This is a genomic window from Plantactinospora sp. BC1 (assembly GCF_003030345.1).
GTDB lineage: Bacteria > Actinomycetota > Actinomycetes > Mycobacteriales > Micromonosporaceae > Plantactinospora.
Genome location: NZ_CP028158.1, coordinates 4,696,603 through 4,711,842 on the forward strand (window position 1 = coordinate 4,696,603; position 15,240 = coordinate 4,711,842).

The 15,240-nt window shown below is 74.0% G+C and carries 12 protein-coding genes; 8 read left to right on the forward strand and 4 right to left on the reverse strand.

Annotation, left to right across the window (positions count from 1 at the left end; all coding sequences use genetic code 11):
- Positions 1-248 precede the first annotated feature (248 nt).
- Positions 249-2,243, forward strand: a complete 1,995-nt coding sequence (gene rho, locus C6361_RS20560; protein ID WP_107268699.1) for a transcription termination factor Rho — start codon at positions 249-251, stop codon at positions 2,241-2,243.
- 80 nt (positions 2,244-2,323) lie between these two features.
- Here the strand turns inward: rho and C6361_RS20565 are convergent, their stop codons facing one another.
- Complete coding sequence (locus tag C6361_RS20565) at positions 2,324-3,208, reverse strand: NAD(P)-dependent oxidoreductase (RefSeq protein ID WP_107268700.1); 885 nt, start codon at positions 3,206-3,208, stop codon at positions 2,324-2,326.
- Between the two features lie 95 nt (positions 3,209-3,303).
- On the opposite strand from C6361_RS20565, the gene C6361_RS20570 reads away from it, so the two are divergent.
- Together C6361_RS20570 and C6361_RS20575 are read left to right on the forward strand one after the other, a co-directional pair.
- Positions 3,304-3,663, forward strand: coding sequence for a helix-turn-helix domain-containing protein (locus tag C6361_RS20570; protein ID WP_107271061.1), 360 nt, complete (start codon positions 3,304-3,306; stop codon positions 3,661-3,663).
- A gap of 68 nt (positions 3,664-3,731) precedes the next feature.
- Complete coding sequence (locus tag C6361_RS20575; RefSeq protein ID WP_107268701.1) at positions 3,732-7,196, forward strand: phosphodiester glycosidase family protein; 3,465 nt, start codon at positions 3,732-3,734, stop codon at positions 7,194-7,196.
- Between the two features lie 228 nt (positions 7,197-7,424).
- Here C6361_RS20575 and C6361_RS20580 read toward each other — a convergent pair whose 3' ends face one another.
- Positions 7,425-8,324: an AAA family ATPase gene (locus C6361_RS20580; RefSeq protein WP_107268702.1), complete on the reverse strand. Its 900-nt coding sequence runs from the start codon at positions 8,322-8,324 to the stop codon at positions 7,425-7,427.
- Positions 8,325-8,383: 59 nt separating this feature from the next.
- On the reverse strand, positions 8,384-9,490 hold the full coding sequence (locus C6361_RS20585) for an RNA ligase (protein ID WP_234358914.1): 1,107 nt from the start codon (positions 9,488-9,490) through the stop codon (positions 8,384-8,386).
- A gap of 233 nt (positions 9,491-9,723) precedes the next feature.
- Between C6361_RS20585 and rpmE the strand changes: the two genes are divergently transcribed.
- Positions 9,724-9,948 (forward strand): 50S ribosomal protein L31, encoded by a 225-nt coding sequence (gene rpmE, locus C6361_RS20590; protein WP_107260468.1) that lies wholly within the window; start codon positions 9,724-9,726, stop codon positions 9,946-9,948.
- Between the two features lie 105 nt (positions 9,949-10,053).
- Complete coding sequence (gene prfA / locus C6361_RS20595; RefSeq protein WP_107260467.1) at positions 10,054-11,142, forward strand: peptide chain release factor 1; 1,089 nt, start codon at positions 10,054-10,056, stop codon at positions 11,140-11,142.
- Positions 11,143-11,172: 30 nt separating this feature from the next.
- Here prfA and C6361_RS20600 read toward each other — a convergent pair whose 3' ends face one another.
- A complete protein-coding gene (locus C6361_RS20600) occupies positions 11,173-12,732 on the reverse strand; it encodes a GGDEF domain-containing protein (RefSeq protein ID WP_107260465.1) in 1,560 nt (519 codons plus the stop codon).
- Between the two features lie 175 nt (positions 12,733-12,907).
- On the opposite strand from C6361_RS20600, the gene prmC reads away from it, so the two are divergent.
- From prmC to C6361_RS20615, 3 genes are read left to right on the forward strand one after another with little or no spacing between them, the layout of a single operon-like run.
- The gene (gene prmC, locus C6361_RS20605; protein ID WP_107268703.1) at positions 12,908-13,849 is read left to right on the forward strand and encodes a peptide chain release factor N(5)-glutamine methyltransferase; all 942 of its coding nucleotides are present in this window, start codon (positions 12,908-12,910) and stop codon (positions 13,847-13,849) included.
- Positions 13,850-13,908: 59 nt separating this feature from the next.
- Entirely contained in the window at positions 13,909-14,553 is a 645-nt protein-coding gene (locus tag C6361_RS20610; RefSeq protein ID WP_107264210.1) for an L-threonylcarbamoyladenylate synthase, read from the forward strand.
- Complete coding sequence (locus tag C6361_RS20615; protein ID WP_107260464.1) at positions 14,554-15,171, forward strand: phosphotyrosine protein phosphatase; 618 nt, start codon at positions 14,554-14,556, stop codon at positions 15,169-15,171.
- The last annotated feature ends 69 nt before the right edge of the window (positions 15,172-15,240 follow it).

Below are 15,240 nucleotides of genomic sequence, written 5' to 3' on the forward strand. Positions count from 1 at the left end.
GGTGCACCCCCGAAGCTCTCGGCGGTCAGCCCGTCTCACCCCTGCCTAGGTCTACGCCGCACCGCAGTTTCCACAGGTCGCCGCAGGCGGCGAGACCTGCCCACCGATGTTGGTGGGTCGGGAAACCAACCGGCTGCTGTGTTACAGACTCCCGTGACGCGTCAAGCGAGACGGGTGTACCGAGGCCGCCCGGCCAGCCAGCACTTCGGGCCACGGGCAGCCCCGGCCTTATCGAGGGAAGGAATCCATTGAGCGACACCACCGACGTGACGTCGGATGTTTCCAACGTCGCTGGCGAAGCCACCACCGGCGCCACCCGTCGTCGGCGGACCGGCACCGGGCTGTCGGCGATGCTGCTGCCAGAGTTGCAGAGCCTGGCCGCGTCGCTCGGCATCTCCGGTACGGCCCGGATGCGCAAGGGCGAGCTGATCGCCGCCATCTCGGAACGGCAGGCTGGTGCCACCAACAGCACGGGCGGCGGCGCGCCGCGCCCGCGTGCCGAGGTGTCGGCCGCTGCCGCGCCGGCTCGCGAAGAGGTCCGGGCCGAGGTGCGGGACAGCGCCGACCGGCCGGACGGTGAGCGTCGGGCCGCCGAGCAGGTGCCCGCCGCCGCTGGCGGCGAGGGTCGGACCCGGACGTCCCGCCGGTCCAGCCGGACCGCTGCCGCCACCGCCGAGGTGGAGACCGCGGCGCCGACGGAGCGCAACGAGCGGAACGAGCGTCCGGAGCGGGCCGAGCGCGGTGACCGCGCGGAGCGGGCCGAGCGCGGTGACCGCGCGGAGCGGACCGACGGTGCCGAGCGGACCGACGGTGGCGAGCGCGGCGACCGCGCGGACCGGGGCGAGTCGCGCAACGGCCGGGACCGCAACGAGCGGGGTGACCGGGGCGAGCGTGGCGAGTCGCGCAACGACCGTGGACAGCGCTCGGCGGACCGGGACCGTTCGACGGACCGGGACAGGGATCGGGACCGGGACAGCGACGGCGACGACGACGGCGAGGGCGGCGGCCGGCGCAGCCGGCGGAGCCGCTTCCGTGACCGGCGTCGGGGCCGGGGCGAGCGGGCGGAGAACGGCGAGAGCGGCGGCGGCCGGGAGCCTCAGGTCAACGAGGACGACGTCCTCGTACCGGTGGCCGGCATCATCGACGTGCTCGACAACTACGCCTTCGTCCGGACCACCGGCTACCTCTCCGGCCCGAACGACGTCTACGTGTCGATGTCCCAGGTCAAGAAGTACGGCCTGCGCCGCGGTGACGCGGTCACCGGTGCGGTACGCGCGGCCCGGGACGGCGAGCAGCGGCGGGACAAGTACAACCCGCTGGTCCGGCTCGACACCATCAACGGGATGGACCCGGACGAGGCGAAGCGGCGTCCCGAGTTCTACAAGTTGACCCCGCTCTACCCGCAGGAGCGGCTCCGGTTGGAGACCGAGCCGCACATCCTGACCACCCGGGTCATCGACCTGGTGACGCCGATCGGCAAGGGTCAGCGGGCGCTCATCATGTCGCCGCCGAAGGCCGGTAAGACCATGGTGTTGCAGGCGATCGCCAACGCGATCACCCACAACAACCCCGAGTGCCACCTGATGGTCGTGCTCGTCGACGAGCGGCCCGAAGAGGTCACCGACATGCAGCGCTCGGTCAAGGGCGAGGTTGTCGCGGCCACCTTCGACCGTCCGCCGCAGGACCACACCACGGTCGCCGAGCTGGCGATCGAGCGGGCCAAGCGCCTGGTCGAGCTGGGCCACGACGTGGTCGTACTGCTCGACTCGGTGACCCGGCTCGGCCGGTCGTACAACCTGGCGGCGCCGGCCAGTGGTCGGATCATGTCCGGCGGTATCGACTCCACCGCGCTCTACCCGCCGAAGCGGTTCCTGGGCGCGGCGCGGAACATCGAGAACGGCGGCTCGCTGACCATCCTCGCCACCGCGCTGGTGGAGACCGGGTCCGTGATGGACACGGTCATCTTCGAGGAGTTCAAGGGCACCGGCAACGCGGAGCTGAAGCTGGACCGGAAGATCGCCGACAAGCGGGTCTTCCCGGCCATCGACATCCACACCTCCGGCACCCGTAAGGAGGAGATCCTGCTGGCCCCGGAGGAGTTGGCCATCACGCACAAGCTGCGCAAGGTGCTGCACTCGCTCGACTCGCAGGCCGCGCTGGACCTCCTGCTGGACCGGCTCAAGCAGTCCCGGACCAACATCGAGTTCCTGATGCAGATCGCGAAGTCGACGCCGGGGGAGTAACACCCGGCGAGATCCTCAAGGGCACGTTGGTGGGGCCCGGCCGAGTTCGGCCGGGCCCCACTGTGCGTTTCCGGGCCGGTTCAGCGGAGCAGCAGGTCGATCACGCCCGTGTCGCTCTCCGCGCCGTGCCCGTCGGCGAGTCGGCGGGCCATCAGGTCCAGGTACGGCGTCAGCAGTTCCGTGCCGACCCCCTGCTCCCGGGCCGTGTTCAGCAGCGTCTCGTTCGCGGCCACCATCATCGCGAGGTTCGACCCGGTACCGGTGACGTAGTCGCCGCTGGCCAGTTGTGCCGCGGTCAGGCGCACGAACGGGGCCATCCCGGTGAGCCAGCCCTCCAGCAGCGGGGCGAAGTCCCTCGGCGGGATCTCCTCCCGGCGGATCAGCGCGAAGGCGTGCGCGACCCCGGCGAACATCCCGGTCATCGCGCTGAGCAGTGCCACGTCGTGCAGCGCGGCGAAGCCGGGATCCGCGCCGACGTACCGGGTGCCGGCCGGTACGGCCAGTACGTCCCGGTGGGTCTCGAAGAGGTCGGTGGAGCCGCTGTAGAAGACGTAGCCACCGGACCCCTCGACGCCGATCATCGGGGGTACCGCCATGATCCCGCCGTCGACGAACCGGGCGCCGCGCCGCTGCGCCCAGTCGGCGAGGGCGCGGGCCTGGCCGGGTGTGCTGGTGCTGAGGTTGACCAGGTCGCGGCCGGTCAGGTCGGTGTCGGCCAGGGTCTGCCGGACCGAGGCGTCGTCGAGCAGGCAGGCCACCACGAGTCGGTTCGCGGCCACCGCCTCGGCGGCGGTGCGGGCGACGGTGGCGCCCTCGGCGCCGAGCGGTTCGGCTCGGGCGGCGGTGCGGTTCCAGACGGTCAGCGGGTGTCCGGCGGCGAGCCAGGCGCGGGCGAGTGCGGTACCCATGGCACCGAGCCCGAGCAGGGTCAGTGGGGTCTGCACGGCGGCGGTGTTCTCTTCCATGCTCGTAGACTTGCCGCCGCCCGCGGACCGCTCAAGTACGCACAGCGAAGTGGGTGGTTACCCCGGGGTTAGTGAGCTGTTGGGAGGGGGTGGCGATGCCGACGGTACGGCGACCGGGAGCGCCCGGGGCGTACGTCTGCGGGATCGACGCGGCGATGGCCGTGGTCGGCGGCAAGTGGAAGGTGCTGATCCTCTGGGCCCTCGGCGAGCAGGTGTGCCGCTTCGGTGAGCTGCGCCGGCTGGTGCCGGGGGTGACCGAGAAGGTGCTCGCCTCGCACCTGCGGGAGCTGGAGGCGGACGGCATCGTGCACCGCGAGGTGTACGAGGAGGTGCCGCCCCGGGTGGAATATTCGCTGACCCCGCTCGGCGTCTCGCTGAACGCGGCGCTGGAACCGCTCGGCGCCTGGGGCCGGGAGCACGTCCTCGGCGCCGGATATCCCGCCGACCGCGGTTGATGGAATTTTCCTTCGGTTCAACCGGCAACTATTGAAACTTCTATACGTCGTCGGGTTGACTACCGGGCATGGTGACCCGCCGCCGATCCGCCCGCCTCGCCGGGCTGCTGCTCCTGGTGCCGTCCCTCACCCTCGCCGGGCCGGTCCCGGCGTACGCCGAACCGGTGTCCGCGCCGTCCCGGCCGGTACCGGCCGTCGGCACCGCACCGGAGGAGGCCCCGGCCGCCTCGTCGTATCCGGCGCCGTCGTCCGCGCCGGTCCCGGCCGCCGCCACCGACGGGATCGTCACCGACACCCGGACCCGGCCGGTCGCCCCCGGCCTCGACCTGACCTCATTCGACCGGTACGACGCCAACGGCTGGCTCCGGGCCGACGCGCTCACCGCCGACCTGGCCGGCGGGGTCGGCGTCGACTACGTCAACTCCGGCGAGGTCACCAGGGCCGAACCGCTGCGCCGGGCGGTCGACCGGGCCGGTGCGGTGGCCGCGGTCAACGGCGACTTCTTCGACATCAACAACTCCGGCGCGGCCCAGGGCATCGGCATCCGGGCCGGTGAGCTGGTCCAGTCGCCGGTCGCCGGGCACCACGAGGCGGTCGGGGTGACCGCCGAGGGCGTGGGTCGGGTGGTCCAGGTGCACTTCGACGGCACCGCCACGCTGCCGGCCGGAGCGGTGACGCTGACCCAGTTCAACAACATGGTCGCGGCCGGCGGCATCGGCGTCTTCACCCCGCTCTGGGGCTCGTACCCCCGGACCCGGGCCGTCGAGGGCGCCACCCGGGTCAGCGAGGTCACCCTGGTCGGCGGCCGGGTCGCGACCGTCACCCCCGCCGCCGGCAGCGGCCCGATCCCGGCCGGCACGACGGTACTGCTCGGCCGGGAGGCCGGCGCCGACGCGCTCGCCGCGCTCCGTCCCGGCGACCCGGTCGACCTCCGGTACGCGCCGAAGCCCTCCGACGGCAGCACGCTGCGCACCGCGATCGGCGGCAACCGGGTACTGGTCCGGGACGGGGTGCCGCAGGAGATCGGCGACGTGAACCCCGAACCCCGGACCGCGGTCGGGTTCTCCGCCGACGGCCGGAAGATGTTCCTGCTCACAGTGGACGGACGGCAGGCGGACAGCCGGGGCGTGACCCTGACCGAACTGGGCCGGATGATGGCCGAACTCGGCGCGCACGACGCGCTCAACCTCGACGGCGGAGGCTCGTCGACGCTGCTCGCCCGGGAGCCCGGCCAGCCGGCTGTCCGGGTCGAGAACAGCCCGTCGGACGGCTCCGAGCGGCCGGTGCCGAACGGGCTGGCGCTGTACGCGCCGCAGGGGAGCGGGCGGCTCCGGGCGTACTGGGTGAAGACCCTGCTCGACCCGGTGGCGGCGCCGGGCGTCGGGCCGGTGCGCGGCGGACGCCCGGACCGGGTCTTTCCCGGGCTGACCCGGCGGCTCGCGGCGGCCGGCTACGACGAGACCTACGGCCCGGCGGCCGGCGCGCCGGGCTGGCGGGCCGAACCGTCGTCCCGGGGCACGGTCGACTCCGCCGGAGTCTTCCGGGCCCGCCGGTCCGGTGAGGTGACCGTGACCGCGTCCCGGGGCCGGGCGAAGGGTGCACTGCCGCTGACCGTGCTCGGCCCGCTGGCCCGGATCGACGGCACGGTGGACCGGGTCGGGCTGGCCGGCGCGGGCGGCACCGGGTCGTTCGGCGTGGTCGGCTACGACGCCGAGGGGAACACCGCGCCGATCGACGCGGCCGACCTGCGCCTGGACTACGACCGGGAGCTGCTGGAGGTCACCCCGGCCGCCGACGGCACCCTCGCGGTGAAGGCCAGAGTGGACAGTGGTGCCGGGCTGGTGACGGTACGGGTCGGCGCGGCCAGCACCGTGCTGCCGGTGACGGTCGGGCTCACCGACGTACCGGTGGCGATGTTCGACGACGCGGCGAGCTGGCGGTTCAGCGCCGCCCGGGCCACCGGCTCGGCGACCCCGGTGCCGGGCCGCACCGGCACCGGCCTGAAGCTGGCGTACGACTTCGGCCAGTCCACCGGCACCCGCGCCGCGTACGCCGACCCGCCCGCGTACATCCCGGTGGCCGGGCAGCCGCAGTCGTTCGGGATGTGGATCCACGCCAACGGGAACGGCGAGTGGCCCAGCCTGCACCTGCACGACGCGCTCGACCAGCAGCACGTACTGCGCGGCCCCTACCTGGACTGGACCGGCTGGCGGTACGTCGAACTCGCCGTACCGGCCGGAGTGGTCTATCCGGTGCGGATCCGCCGGTTCTACGTCGCCGAGACCGACGCGGCGGCGGCGTACACCGGGGAGGTGGTGATCGACGACATCGTCGCCCGGGTACCCGCCGAGGTGGAGGTGCCGGCCGAGCCGCTCCGTACCGACCGGGTGGTGCTGACCGACGGCACCGTCGACCGGGCGCCCTGGCGCTTCGCCGTCCTCTCCGACGCGCAGTTCGTGGCGGCGAACCCGGACAGCGACCTGGTCGCCCAGGCCCGCCGTACGCTCCGCGAGGTGAAGGCCGCCCGGCCGGACTTCCTGGTGATCAACGGGGACTTCGTGGACACCGCCTATCCGGAGGACTTCGCGCTGGCCAAACGGATCCTGGACGAGGAGTTGGGCGGTACGCTGCCGTACCACTACGTGCCGGGGAACCACGAGATCATGGGTGCCCCGATCACGAACTTCCGGTCGGTCTTCGGCGAGACGTACCGGGTCTTCGACCACAGCCCGCGCCGGGGCGGCACCCGGACCCGGTTCGTCACCCTGGACACCTCCACCGGCAGCCTGCGCGGCGGCGGCTTCGGGCAGGTACTCGCGCTGCGTACCGCCCTGGACGGTGCGGCCCGGGACCCGGCCGTCGGCTCGGTGGTGCTGGTGGAGCACCACGCGCCCCGGGACCCGACACCGGCCAGGGCGAGCCAGCTCGGCGACCGCAAGGAGGCGGCACTGCTGGAGCGGTGGCTCGCCGAGTTCCAGCGCGAGACCGGCAAGGGCGCACTCTTCGTCGGCGCGCACGTCGGCAGCTTCTCCGCCGAACGGGTCGACGGGGTGCCGTACCTGATCAACGGCAACGCCGGCAAGAACCCGTCGACCGCGCCGCACCTGGGCGGGTTCAGCGGCTGGACGATGTTCGGGGTCGACCCGGTCAGCCCGGCCGAGGCGGCGGCGGCCCGGCGCGACCCGCTGGCCGAGGGGCCGGAGTGGGTGAGCGCGCAGACCCGGGCGCACGTGGACCGGCTGACCCTGGCCGCCCCGGCGACCCTGCCGGCCGGTTCGGCGGTCCCGGTCACCGCCACGGTGACCCAGCCCGGCGGTCGGCAGGTACCGGTCGCCGCTCCGCTCTCGGCCGACTGGTCCGGATCGGCGAACCTGCACATCGGACCGGTGCGCGGCCTGCGGCCGTGGCACGCCGCCTGGTTCGACCCGGCCACCGGCCGGCTGACCGGGCTGCGTTCCGGCGACGCTGTCCAACTCGCCGTCACCGTCAACGGGGCGACCGCCCGGGCCACCATCCCGCTCACCCGCCGCTAGTTCGGCGCGGCACCGCCGCCAGCCCGACGCACCCGCCCTGCGGATGCCGCGCCACCCGCCCTGCGGATGCCGCGCCACCCGCCCTGCGGATGCCGCGCCATCCGCCGGGTCCGACCGGGATCGGGCCACGTGCGGCGCGCGGGCTCGACCTGGACGTCAGAGGCGCTACCGACGCCGGGTAGCGCCTCTGACGTCCAGGTCGACGACCCGATGCACCGGGACTGCGGGCTAGAAGTCGCCCTCGGCGACCTGGAAGACGGTCAGGCCGAGGCCGCGCCACATCTTGACCACCTGCATCCGGTCGTCGAAGACCCCGACCACCCGGTAGCGGTCGCGGATCTCCCGGTCGAAGATCTCCCGCTTGACCACCGAGTCGCGGCGCTGGTCGCCGACGGCCCGCATGTGCAGCGCCAGGTACGGCACGTCGACGTGCTCGGCCAGCCACCGCTGCGTCTGCTCCCGGCAGGAGGCGTCCCGTCCGGTGCAGAAGACCACCCCGTAGCCGGCCGCGTGCATGGCCCGGACCGCCGAGATGACGGCGGTGTTGGGCAGGTCCTCGCCGACCCGGGTCATGTCGTACGGGCTGCGCCCCGCCATCAGCGCCACCGTGCCGTCGATGTCCACCAGTACGATCTCCGGCACCTCGTCCGACGGCGGGGTGTAGACGGCCGCCGGCCCGCCCGGCTCGACGGTCGGTACCGGCAGCGGCAGGGCCCGTCCGGCCAGGTAGCGCTCGTGCAGTCGCCGGATTGCCTCCTCGCCGACCCGGTCCTGCTCGGGTCGCTCGGCGTCGCGGCGGACGCACTCGTCCACCGGTACGTCGGTGAAGTCGTGCACCTCGAAGGCGGCGCCGAACCGGGCGGCTAGCTGCGCCCAGTCCCGCACGGTCCGGGACCGCAGGTTGGTGTCGTCGACGCAGACGTCCGCGCCCGCCCGGAGCAGCGCCTCGACCTGGGCCCGCTGCACGACGGTAACCTGGCCCTCGGCCCACTGGGTGAAGAGCCGCTCGCCGTGCAGCATCCGGCGCAGGTCGTCGCGGTTGACCCGGACGACGCCGGGTTGCAGCTTCCGGGCGAAGGTGGTCTTCCCGGAGGCCGGCAGCCCGCGGGTGACGATCAGTCGGGTCATGCTCTCTCCTCGCTCCGCCCGGCACCCATCATGATCCTTCGCGGCCGCACGTCGGGGGTTCACCCGGCCTGCTGTGGCGTCCACTCGACCGGCGGGCGGGCCTGCTGCCAGAGGTGAGGACGGTAGTCGCGGCCGTCGAGGCGCAGGAAGAGGAAACTGCGCTCCGGGTGCCGGGCGGCCCGCTCGGCGAAGTCGCGTCGGCTCCATCCGGCGGGCAGTTCGGCCACGATCTCACCGTACGCCTGCTCGATCTTCGCGGCCCGGGCCTCGACGGTCGCGGTCAGGTCGGCCACGACGGAGTCGACCCAGCGGTGGAACTCGTCCGGCAGCGGCGCGACCCGGGCCGCGAGGTCCTGCCCGGTGACGAGGTACTCCCAGACCAGCCGGGCGTTGAGCCCGAAGGTGAGCCGGTGCAACCGGACGTACTCCGGATATTTGATCTTGACCCGCTGGTCGCTGTCCGGCCAGTGCACCACCAGCCCCTCCCGACCGTCCCGGGCGGGCGCGGCCAGCGCCTCGGCCAGGGTGCGGTGCGGCAGCCGCTCGACCACCGGACCGGGCCAGTCCGGCACCGCCTCCGGACCGGAACTCCGCCCGCTGGCGATCTCCACCGTGCCGAGCAGCACCAGGTCGTCCAGACCGCCGTAGTCCAACACGATCCGGTTCGCCGGGTAGACGATCTCGACCAGCACGGTCCGCCCCGGCGGCGGGGTGAAGTCGGGGTAGCGGGAGCGGAGCACGGCGGTGGCGTGCCGGGCCTGGTCGGAGGCGAACGAGCCCCGGGTGGCGACCGCGAAGCCGACGCCGTCCGGGTACAGCACGCCGAGGCTCCCGTCGGCCTTGTCCGTGATCACCGCCGGTGCGTCCGGCCGGAGCGCCGGTGCGCCGGGCTGGTCGTGGTTGAAGAACTTCGGGTACGGCCGCGCCACGACCACCTCGGTCGACTCGTCCACGATCAGCCCTCGACAGGCGACCGTCACCGGTGTCCAGATTCCGCCGTAGGTGCACGCCTCGGTGTAGTTGTAGATCGCGAGCGGTCGCTCCGGATGCCGTTGGACCCGGACGTGGCCGTCGGCGAGCGCGGCGGCCAGCGCCGCCGGGTCGACGACGTCGGCGAGCCGGGTGACCGGGGCGAGCAGGGCGGAATCGGACGCGGGGGTGACCACGGGTGTGCCTTCCGGCGGGGTGGGAATGCGAGAGGGAGCAGTGACGTTAACCGTCACGGATCACGTGTGCAGCCCGATTTCGGGCCGGCCCAGCCGGCATGGCACACTGGTCAGTCGGCCACCGGTTCCGGTTCCCGCCCGAGTCCGCCATCGCTCCGCGACACCCGTGTCGTGGCGTGGCTGACGGATGCCGAGGGCGACCCGGCGACCACCCACGAAAGGACCGAGGCGACATGAAGCCCAACATCCACCCCGAGTACGTGTCCACCGAGGTCACCTGCTCGTGCGGCAACACCTTCACGACCCGCAGCACGGCGAAGGGCGGCTCGATCCACGTCGAGACCTGCAGCGCCTGCCACCCGTTCTACACCGGCAAGCAGCGCGTGCTCGACACCGCCGGCCGGGTCGCCAAGTTCCAGCAGAAGTACGCCAAGGTTCAGGCCAAAAAGGGCAAGTAGCCGCGTCGACGGCGCCCGCCTCCGGTTCGTCGCCGGGGGCGGGCGCCGTCGTGCCGTTTCCCGGTCCCTTCCACCATCCGCGTTCGGAGCAGAGGGAGTACGAGCATGAGCGGCGACCGGCTGGCCCGGCTCCTCGACGAGTACGCGGAGCTGGAACGGCGCCTCGCCGACCCGGCGATCCACGCCGACCAGGCCACCGCCCGCCGGGTGGGCCGACGGTTCGCCGAGCTGACCCCGCTGCACAAGGCCGCCGGTGAGCTGGAGCAGGCCCGGGCCGACCTCGCCGCCGCCCGCGAACTCGCCGCCGAGGAGCCGTCGTTCGCGGCCGAGGCGGAGTCGCTGGCCGAGACGCTGCCCGCGCTGGAGGGCCGGCTCGCCGAGCTGCTGATCCCGCGCGACCCGCACGACGCCAAGGACGTGATCCTGGAGATCAAGGCGGGCGAGGGCGGCGAGGAGTCCGCGCTCTTCGCCGGTGACCTGCTCCGGATGTACCTGCGCTACGCCGAACGGCACGGCTGGGCGACCGAGGTGCTCGACGCGCAGGACTCCGACCTGGGCGGGGTAAAGGACGTCTCGCTCGCGGTCAAGGCCAAGGGGGTACCGGAGGGCGGCAACGGGGTCTGGTCCCGGCTCAAGTGGGAGGGCGGCGTACACCGGGTGCAGCGGGTGCCGGTCACCGAGTCGCAGGGGCGGATCCACACCAGCGCGGCCGGCGTACTGGTGCTGCCGGAGGCCGAGGACGTCGACGTCACCATCGACCCGAACGAGTTGCGGATCGACGTGTTCCGCTCCTCCGGGCCGGGCGGCCAGTCGGTGAACACCACCGACTCGGCGGTGCGGATCACCCACCTGCCGACCGGGATCGTGGTCTCCTGCCAGAACGAGAAGTCCCAGTTGCAGAACCGGGAACAGGCGATGCGGATCCTCCGGGCCCGGCTGCTGGCCAACGCGCAGGAGCAGGCCGACGCCGCCGCCTCGGACGCCCGCCGCTCCCAGGTGCGTACCGTCGACCGCTCCGAGCGGATCCGGACGTACAACTTCCCGCAGAACCGGATCACCGACCACCGGATCGGCTACACGGCGTACAACCTCGACCTGGCGCTCGCCGGTGAGCTGGACGGGGTGCTCGACGCGCTCGCCGAGGCGGACCGCTCGGCCCGGCTGGCCGGCGAGACGGAGCTGTCCCGCCGCTGAGCCGCGCCCGGTGGCGCCGCCGGCACCCGCTCAGCGTGCCGTCGCCGGCCCGGTCGCGGCCTGCGGTCGCTCCCCGGCGGCCAGCTCGAAGGCGGCGCGCAGCGCGTCCCGTGGCCCGGCGCCCGAGCCGTGCACCTCGGCGAAGCCGACGCTCACCCCGACCCGGATGCCGGGGACGATCGACTCCCAGTCCTCGGCGGCGACCGCCGCGCTGATCCGCCGGCCCACCTCACCCGCCTCGGCCATCCCGGCGCCGGGCAGCACCACCACGAACTCGTCGCCGCCGTACCGGGCCACGAAGTCGCCGCGCCGCATCACCCGGTTGATCACTCCGGCGATCCGTTGCAGCACCAGGTCGCCGCAGTGCCGGCCGTGCGCGGTGTTCACCGCCCGGAAACCGTCGAGGTCGCAGACCCCGATCACGGCCCGTTCGCCCCGGCCGGCCATCCCGGCAACGTACCGCTCCAACCGGCGGCGGTTCGGCAGCCCGGTGAGCGGGTCGGTCAGCGCCTCGCCCTCGTGCCGGACCGCCTCCCGGCGCATCTCCTCGTGCTCGATCCGGGCCGCGATGCCGTCGACGTAGACGTCCCGGAGCCGGTCGTTGCGCTGGGTCGCCAGCCGGAACGCGTACCGGTCGGCCCGGTGCGCCGCCGCGTGGTCGCCGACCCCGGCGTACGCCAGGCTGGAGAGCCGGGCGTGCTCGGCCGCGCCCAGCGTCTCGGCCGAGACGTGCACCGTCTCCAGCCGGGCCAGCGCCTCGGCGGGCCGGCCGGCGGCGATCGCCAGGCACGCCCCGCCGAGCTGCCGCATGTCCCGGGTACGCGCGCTGTCCCCGCCGTCGCGGAGCAGCCGGTCGGGGTCGAGTTCGGGTACGGCCGACCGGCCGGTCGTGGCGCCGAGGGCAGCCCGCCGGGCGAGCGCGTACCCGTACGCCGCCCGGCCGCTCGGCCGCAACCGGCCCGCCGTGCCGGCCCCGACGAAGCGTTCCAGGTCGGCGCCGACGTCCCTGAGCACCCGGAGGCAGCCGTCGCTGTCCCCGTGGTGGTCCAGCGCGACCGCGTTGCGCAGCCGGATGCCGGGTGCGGCGAAGGTCTCCTCGGGGATGCCGACGGCCAGCCCCAGCCGGCGGGCCCGCTCGATGGCGCCGAGCGCGTAGCCGTGGAAGCCGAGGTAGGAGTAGGCCATCGCCAGGTCGTGCCAGCCCCAGGCGGTCTCCCGGTCGGGCTCGTCCACCGAGCCGAGCGCCCGGGCGCCCCGGACCAGGTGGGTGACGCAGCGGTCCAGCGCGCCCTGGTTGTGCGCGGCCAGCGCGGCCAGCGCGTGCAGGTGGCCGTGCAGGTAGGGGTCGGGCAGGTCCCGGGCGGCGTCGAACGCCTGCTCCACCGCCCGGGTGTACTCGGCGGTGCGGCCCAGGTTGAGGATCGCGGAGAGTCGCTGGAGCAACGCCTCGGCCCGGGAGTACGGGTCGTCGGTGGTGTCGAGCACGCGTTCGAAGACCAGGCACGCCTCGGCGGAGCGGCTGCTCTCCATCAGGGAACGGGCGTGTCTCAACTCCTCGGCCCGGTCACCGACCCGGTCGAGCCAACTCACGCACAACCTCCATCGCCGTCGCCAGCCAGACCCCCGCGAAAGTCGAGGAGCCGACCGGTCGCCCGGAGGCACGGTGCCCTCCGGGGACGCTCGACCGGTCTGAGCACCCAGTCGATCCGGGTCGGAAACGCGCCCGCGACGCGATGATTCCCGGCCGACGTTTCATGATTATGTCGTGACGCGTATTCCCCGGCATCCCCGTGAAGCGACAGAACGGACCCGACCGTCGGTCGCGGTCGCGGCGGCGACGTCCGCGCTGGCCCGGGCCGGCGTCGGGCCGGCCAGGACCGAGGCGGAGCTTCTGGTGGCGTACGTCCTCGGCGTGTCGCGCGGGGCGCTGGCCGTGGCCGGGCCGCTCACCGGCGAGCAGTACGACCGGCTGACGGAGCTGGTCGAGCGGCGTACCCGGCACGAGCCGTTGCAGTACCTGCTCGGCTCGGCGGCGTTCCGCTACCTGGAGCTGGCGGTCGGCCCCGGGGTCTTCGTGCCCCGGCCGGAGACGGAACTGCTGGCCGGCTGGGGCGTCGAGCAGGCCCGGCGGCTCGGCGGACCCGGGACCGGCAGCGACCCGGCCGGGGCGGGACCGCTGGTCGTCGACCTGTGCAGCGGCAGCGGCGCGATCGCGCTCTCGGTCGCCGGGGAGGTGCCGGCGGCCCGGGTGGTCGCGGTGGAGCGGTCCGCGGCGGCGCTGGACTGGTTGCGCCGCAACGCCGCCGAGCGGGCCGCTGCCGGCGACCCGCCGATCGAGGTGGTGGCCGGGGACGTCGCCGACCCGGAGCTGCTGGCCGGGTACGCCGGCCGGGTGGACGTGCTGCTCTGCAACCCGCCGTACGTGCCGGACGACACCCCGGTACCCCCGGACGTGGCCGGGCACGACCCGGCGGACGCGGTCTTCGGCGGCCCGGACGGGCTGGCGGTGATCCGGCTGGTACTCGACCGGGCGGCCGGGCTGCTGCGCCCCGGCGGGGTCTTCGGGGTGGAGCACGACGACACGCACGGCACGGCGGTTCCGGAGCTGCTGCGTGCCGACGGCCGGTTCGTCGAGATCGCGGACCATCCCGACCTGGTCGGGCGGCCCCGTTTCGCCACCGCCCGCCGGGCCGACGCCGTCCCGTAACCGGCCGGAAGTCCCCGTGCCACGGTGGGCGCTCCGGCGTGGCAGACTGGCTCCTCGTGATGCTCTACGACTGCCGGTCGCTGGCGGACCGTGACCGAGGCATCGCCGCGGCCGTCGAGGCGGTCAAGAACGGCGAGCTGGTCGTGATCCCGACCGACACGGTCTACGGGGTCGGCGCGGACGCGTTCACCCCCTACGCCGTCAAGGCGCTGCTCAACGCGAAGGGTCGGGACCGGCAGCATCCGCCGCCGGTGCTGGTCGGCTCCCGGCGCACGCTGGACGGGCTGGTCTTCATGCTGCCGAGCACCGCCCGGGACCTGGCCGACGCGTTCTGGCCCGGCGCGCTGACGATCGTCGTCGAGCACTCGCCCAGCCTCCAGTGGGACATCGGCGACACCGCCGGCACGGTCGCGGTGCGGATGCCGCTGCACCCGGTCGCCCTGGAGGTGCTCCGGGAGACCGGGCCGATGGCCGTCTCGTCGGCGAACAAGACCGGCCAGCCGGCGGCGGTGACCGCCGAGGAGGCGCGCGAGCAGCTCGGCTACGCGGTGCGGGCCTACCTGGAGGCCGGGCCCTGTCCGGAGCCGGTGCCGAGCACCATCGTCGACGTGACCGGCGAGGTGCCCCGGGTGCTGCGCCAGGGCGCGATCCCGCTGGAGAAGCTCCGTGACGTCGTACCGGACATCCAGGGCCAGGTGACCTGAGTGCCGCCGTTCACGGTCCTGCACGTCTGCCTGGGCAACATCTGCCGGTCGCCGATGGCGGAGCGGCTGCTCGCGCTGGCCGTACGGGAACGGTTGGCCCGCCGGGGTGCGGACGACGCGGACGACGCCGACCGGCTGGTGCACAGCCACAGCGCCGGCACCGGCGGCTGGCACGCGGGTGAGGAGATGAACCCGCCGGCCGCCCGCCAGGTGCGCTCCCGGGGCGGGGACGTCGCCGACTTCGGCGCCCGCAAGCTCCGCTCGGAGCACATCGACGCGGCCGACCTGGTGTTGACGGCAACCGCCGACCAGCAGGAATACGTGGTGGCGCTGCGTCCCGACGCCGCCGACCGCACCTTCGTGCTCGGCGAGTTCGGCCGGCTGCTGCCCACCGTGGACGCCGCGGTCCTGCCTCCGGCCGACCTGGCCGACCCGGACGCGGTCTACGCCCGGGGCACCGCGCTGGTGGCCGCGGTGGCGGCGGCCCGGAGCGGGTCGTCCCCGCTGCCCGGCGACGACCTCGACGACCCGTGGGGCCGGGGCGACCAGTGTTTCAGCCGGGTCGCCGACGAGATCGAGGACGCCGTCCGGCCGCTCGCCGCCGTCCTGCTGCCCTGACCCGGGGCGCAGCCCGCCCCTGAGGCGACGCGGCGGCCCTGAACCGCGCACGGTCCGCTCTGACGCGAC

Coding starts and splice junctions, on each gene's coding strand:
- C6361_RS20565 (WP_107268700.1), bottom strand. CDS start 3,208: ATGGAAGAGAACACCGCCGCCGTGCAGACCCCACTGACCCTGCTCGGG.
- C6361_RS20570 (WP_107271061.1), top strand. CDS start 3,304: ATGCCGACGGTACGGCGACCGGGAGCGCCCGGGGCGTACGTCTGCGGG.
- C6361_RS20575 (WP_107268701.1), top strand. CDS start 3,732: ATGGTGACCCGCCGCCGATCCGCCCGCCTCGCCGGGCTGCTGCTCCTG.
- C6361_RS20580 (WP_107268702.1), bottom strand. CDS start 8,324: ATGACCCGACTGATCGTCACCCGCGGGCTGCCGGCCTCCGGGAAGACC.
- rpmE (WP_107260468.1), top strand. CDS start 9,724: ATGAAGCCCAACATCCACCCCGAGTACGTGTCCACCGAGGTCACCTGC.
- prfA (WP_107260467.1), top strand. CDS start 10,054: ATGAGCGGCGACCGGCTGGCCCGGCTCCTCGACGAGTACGCGGAGCTG.
- C6361_RS20610 (WP_107264210.1), top strand. CDS start 13,909: ATGCTCTACGACTGCCGGTCGCTGGCGGACCGTGACCGAGGCATCGCC.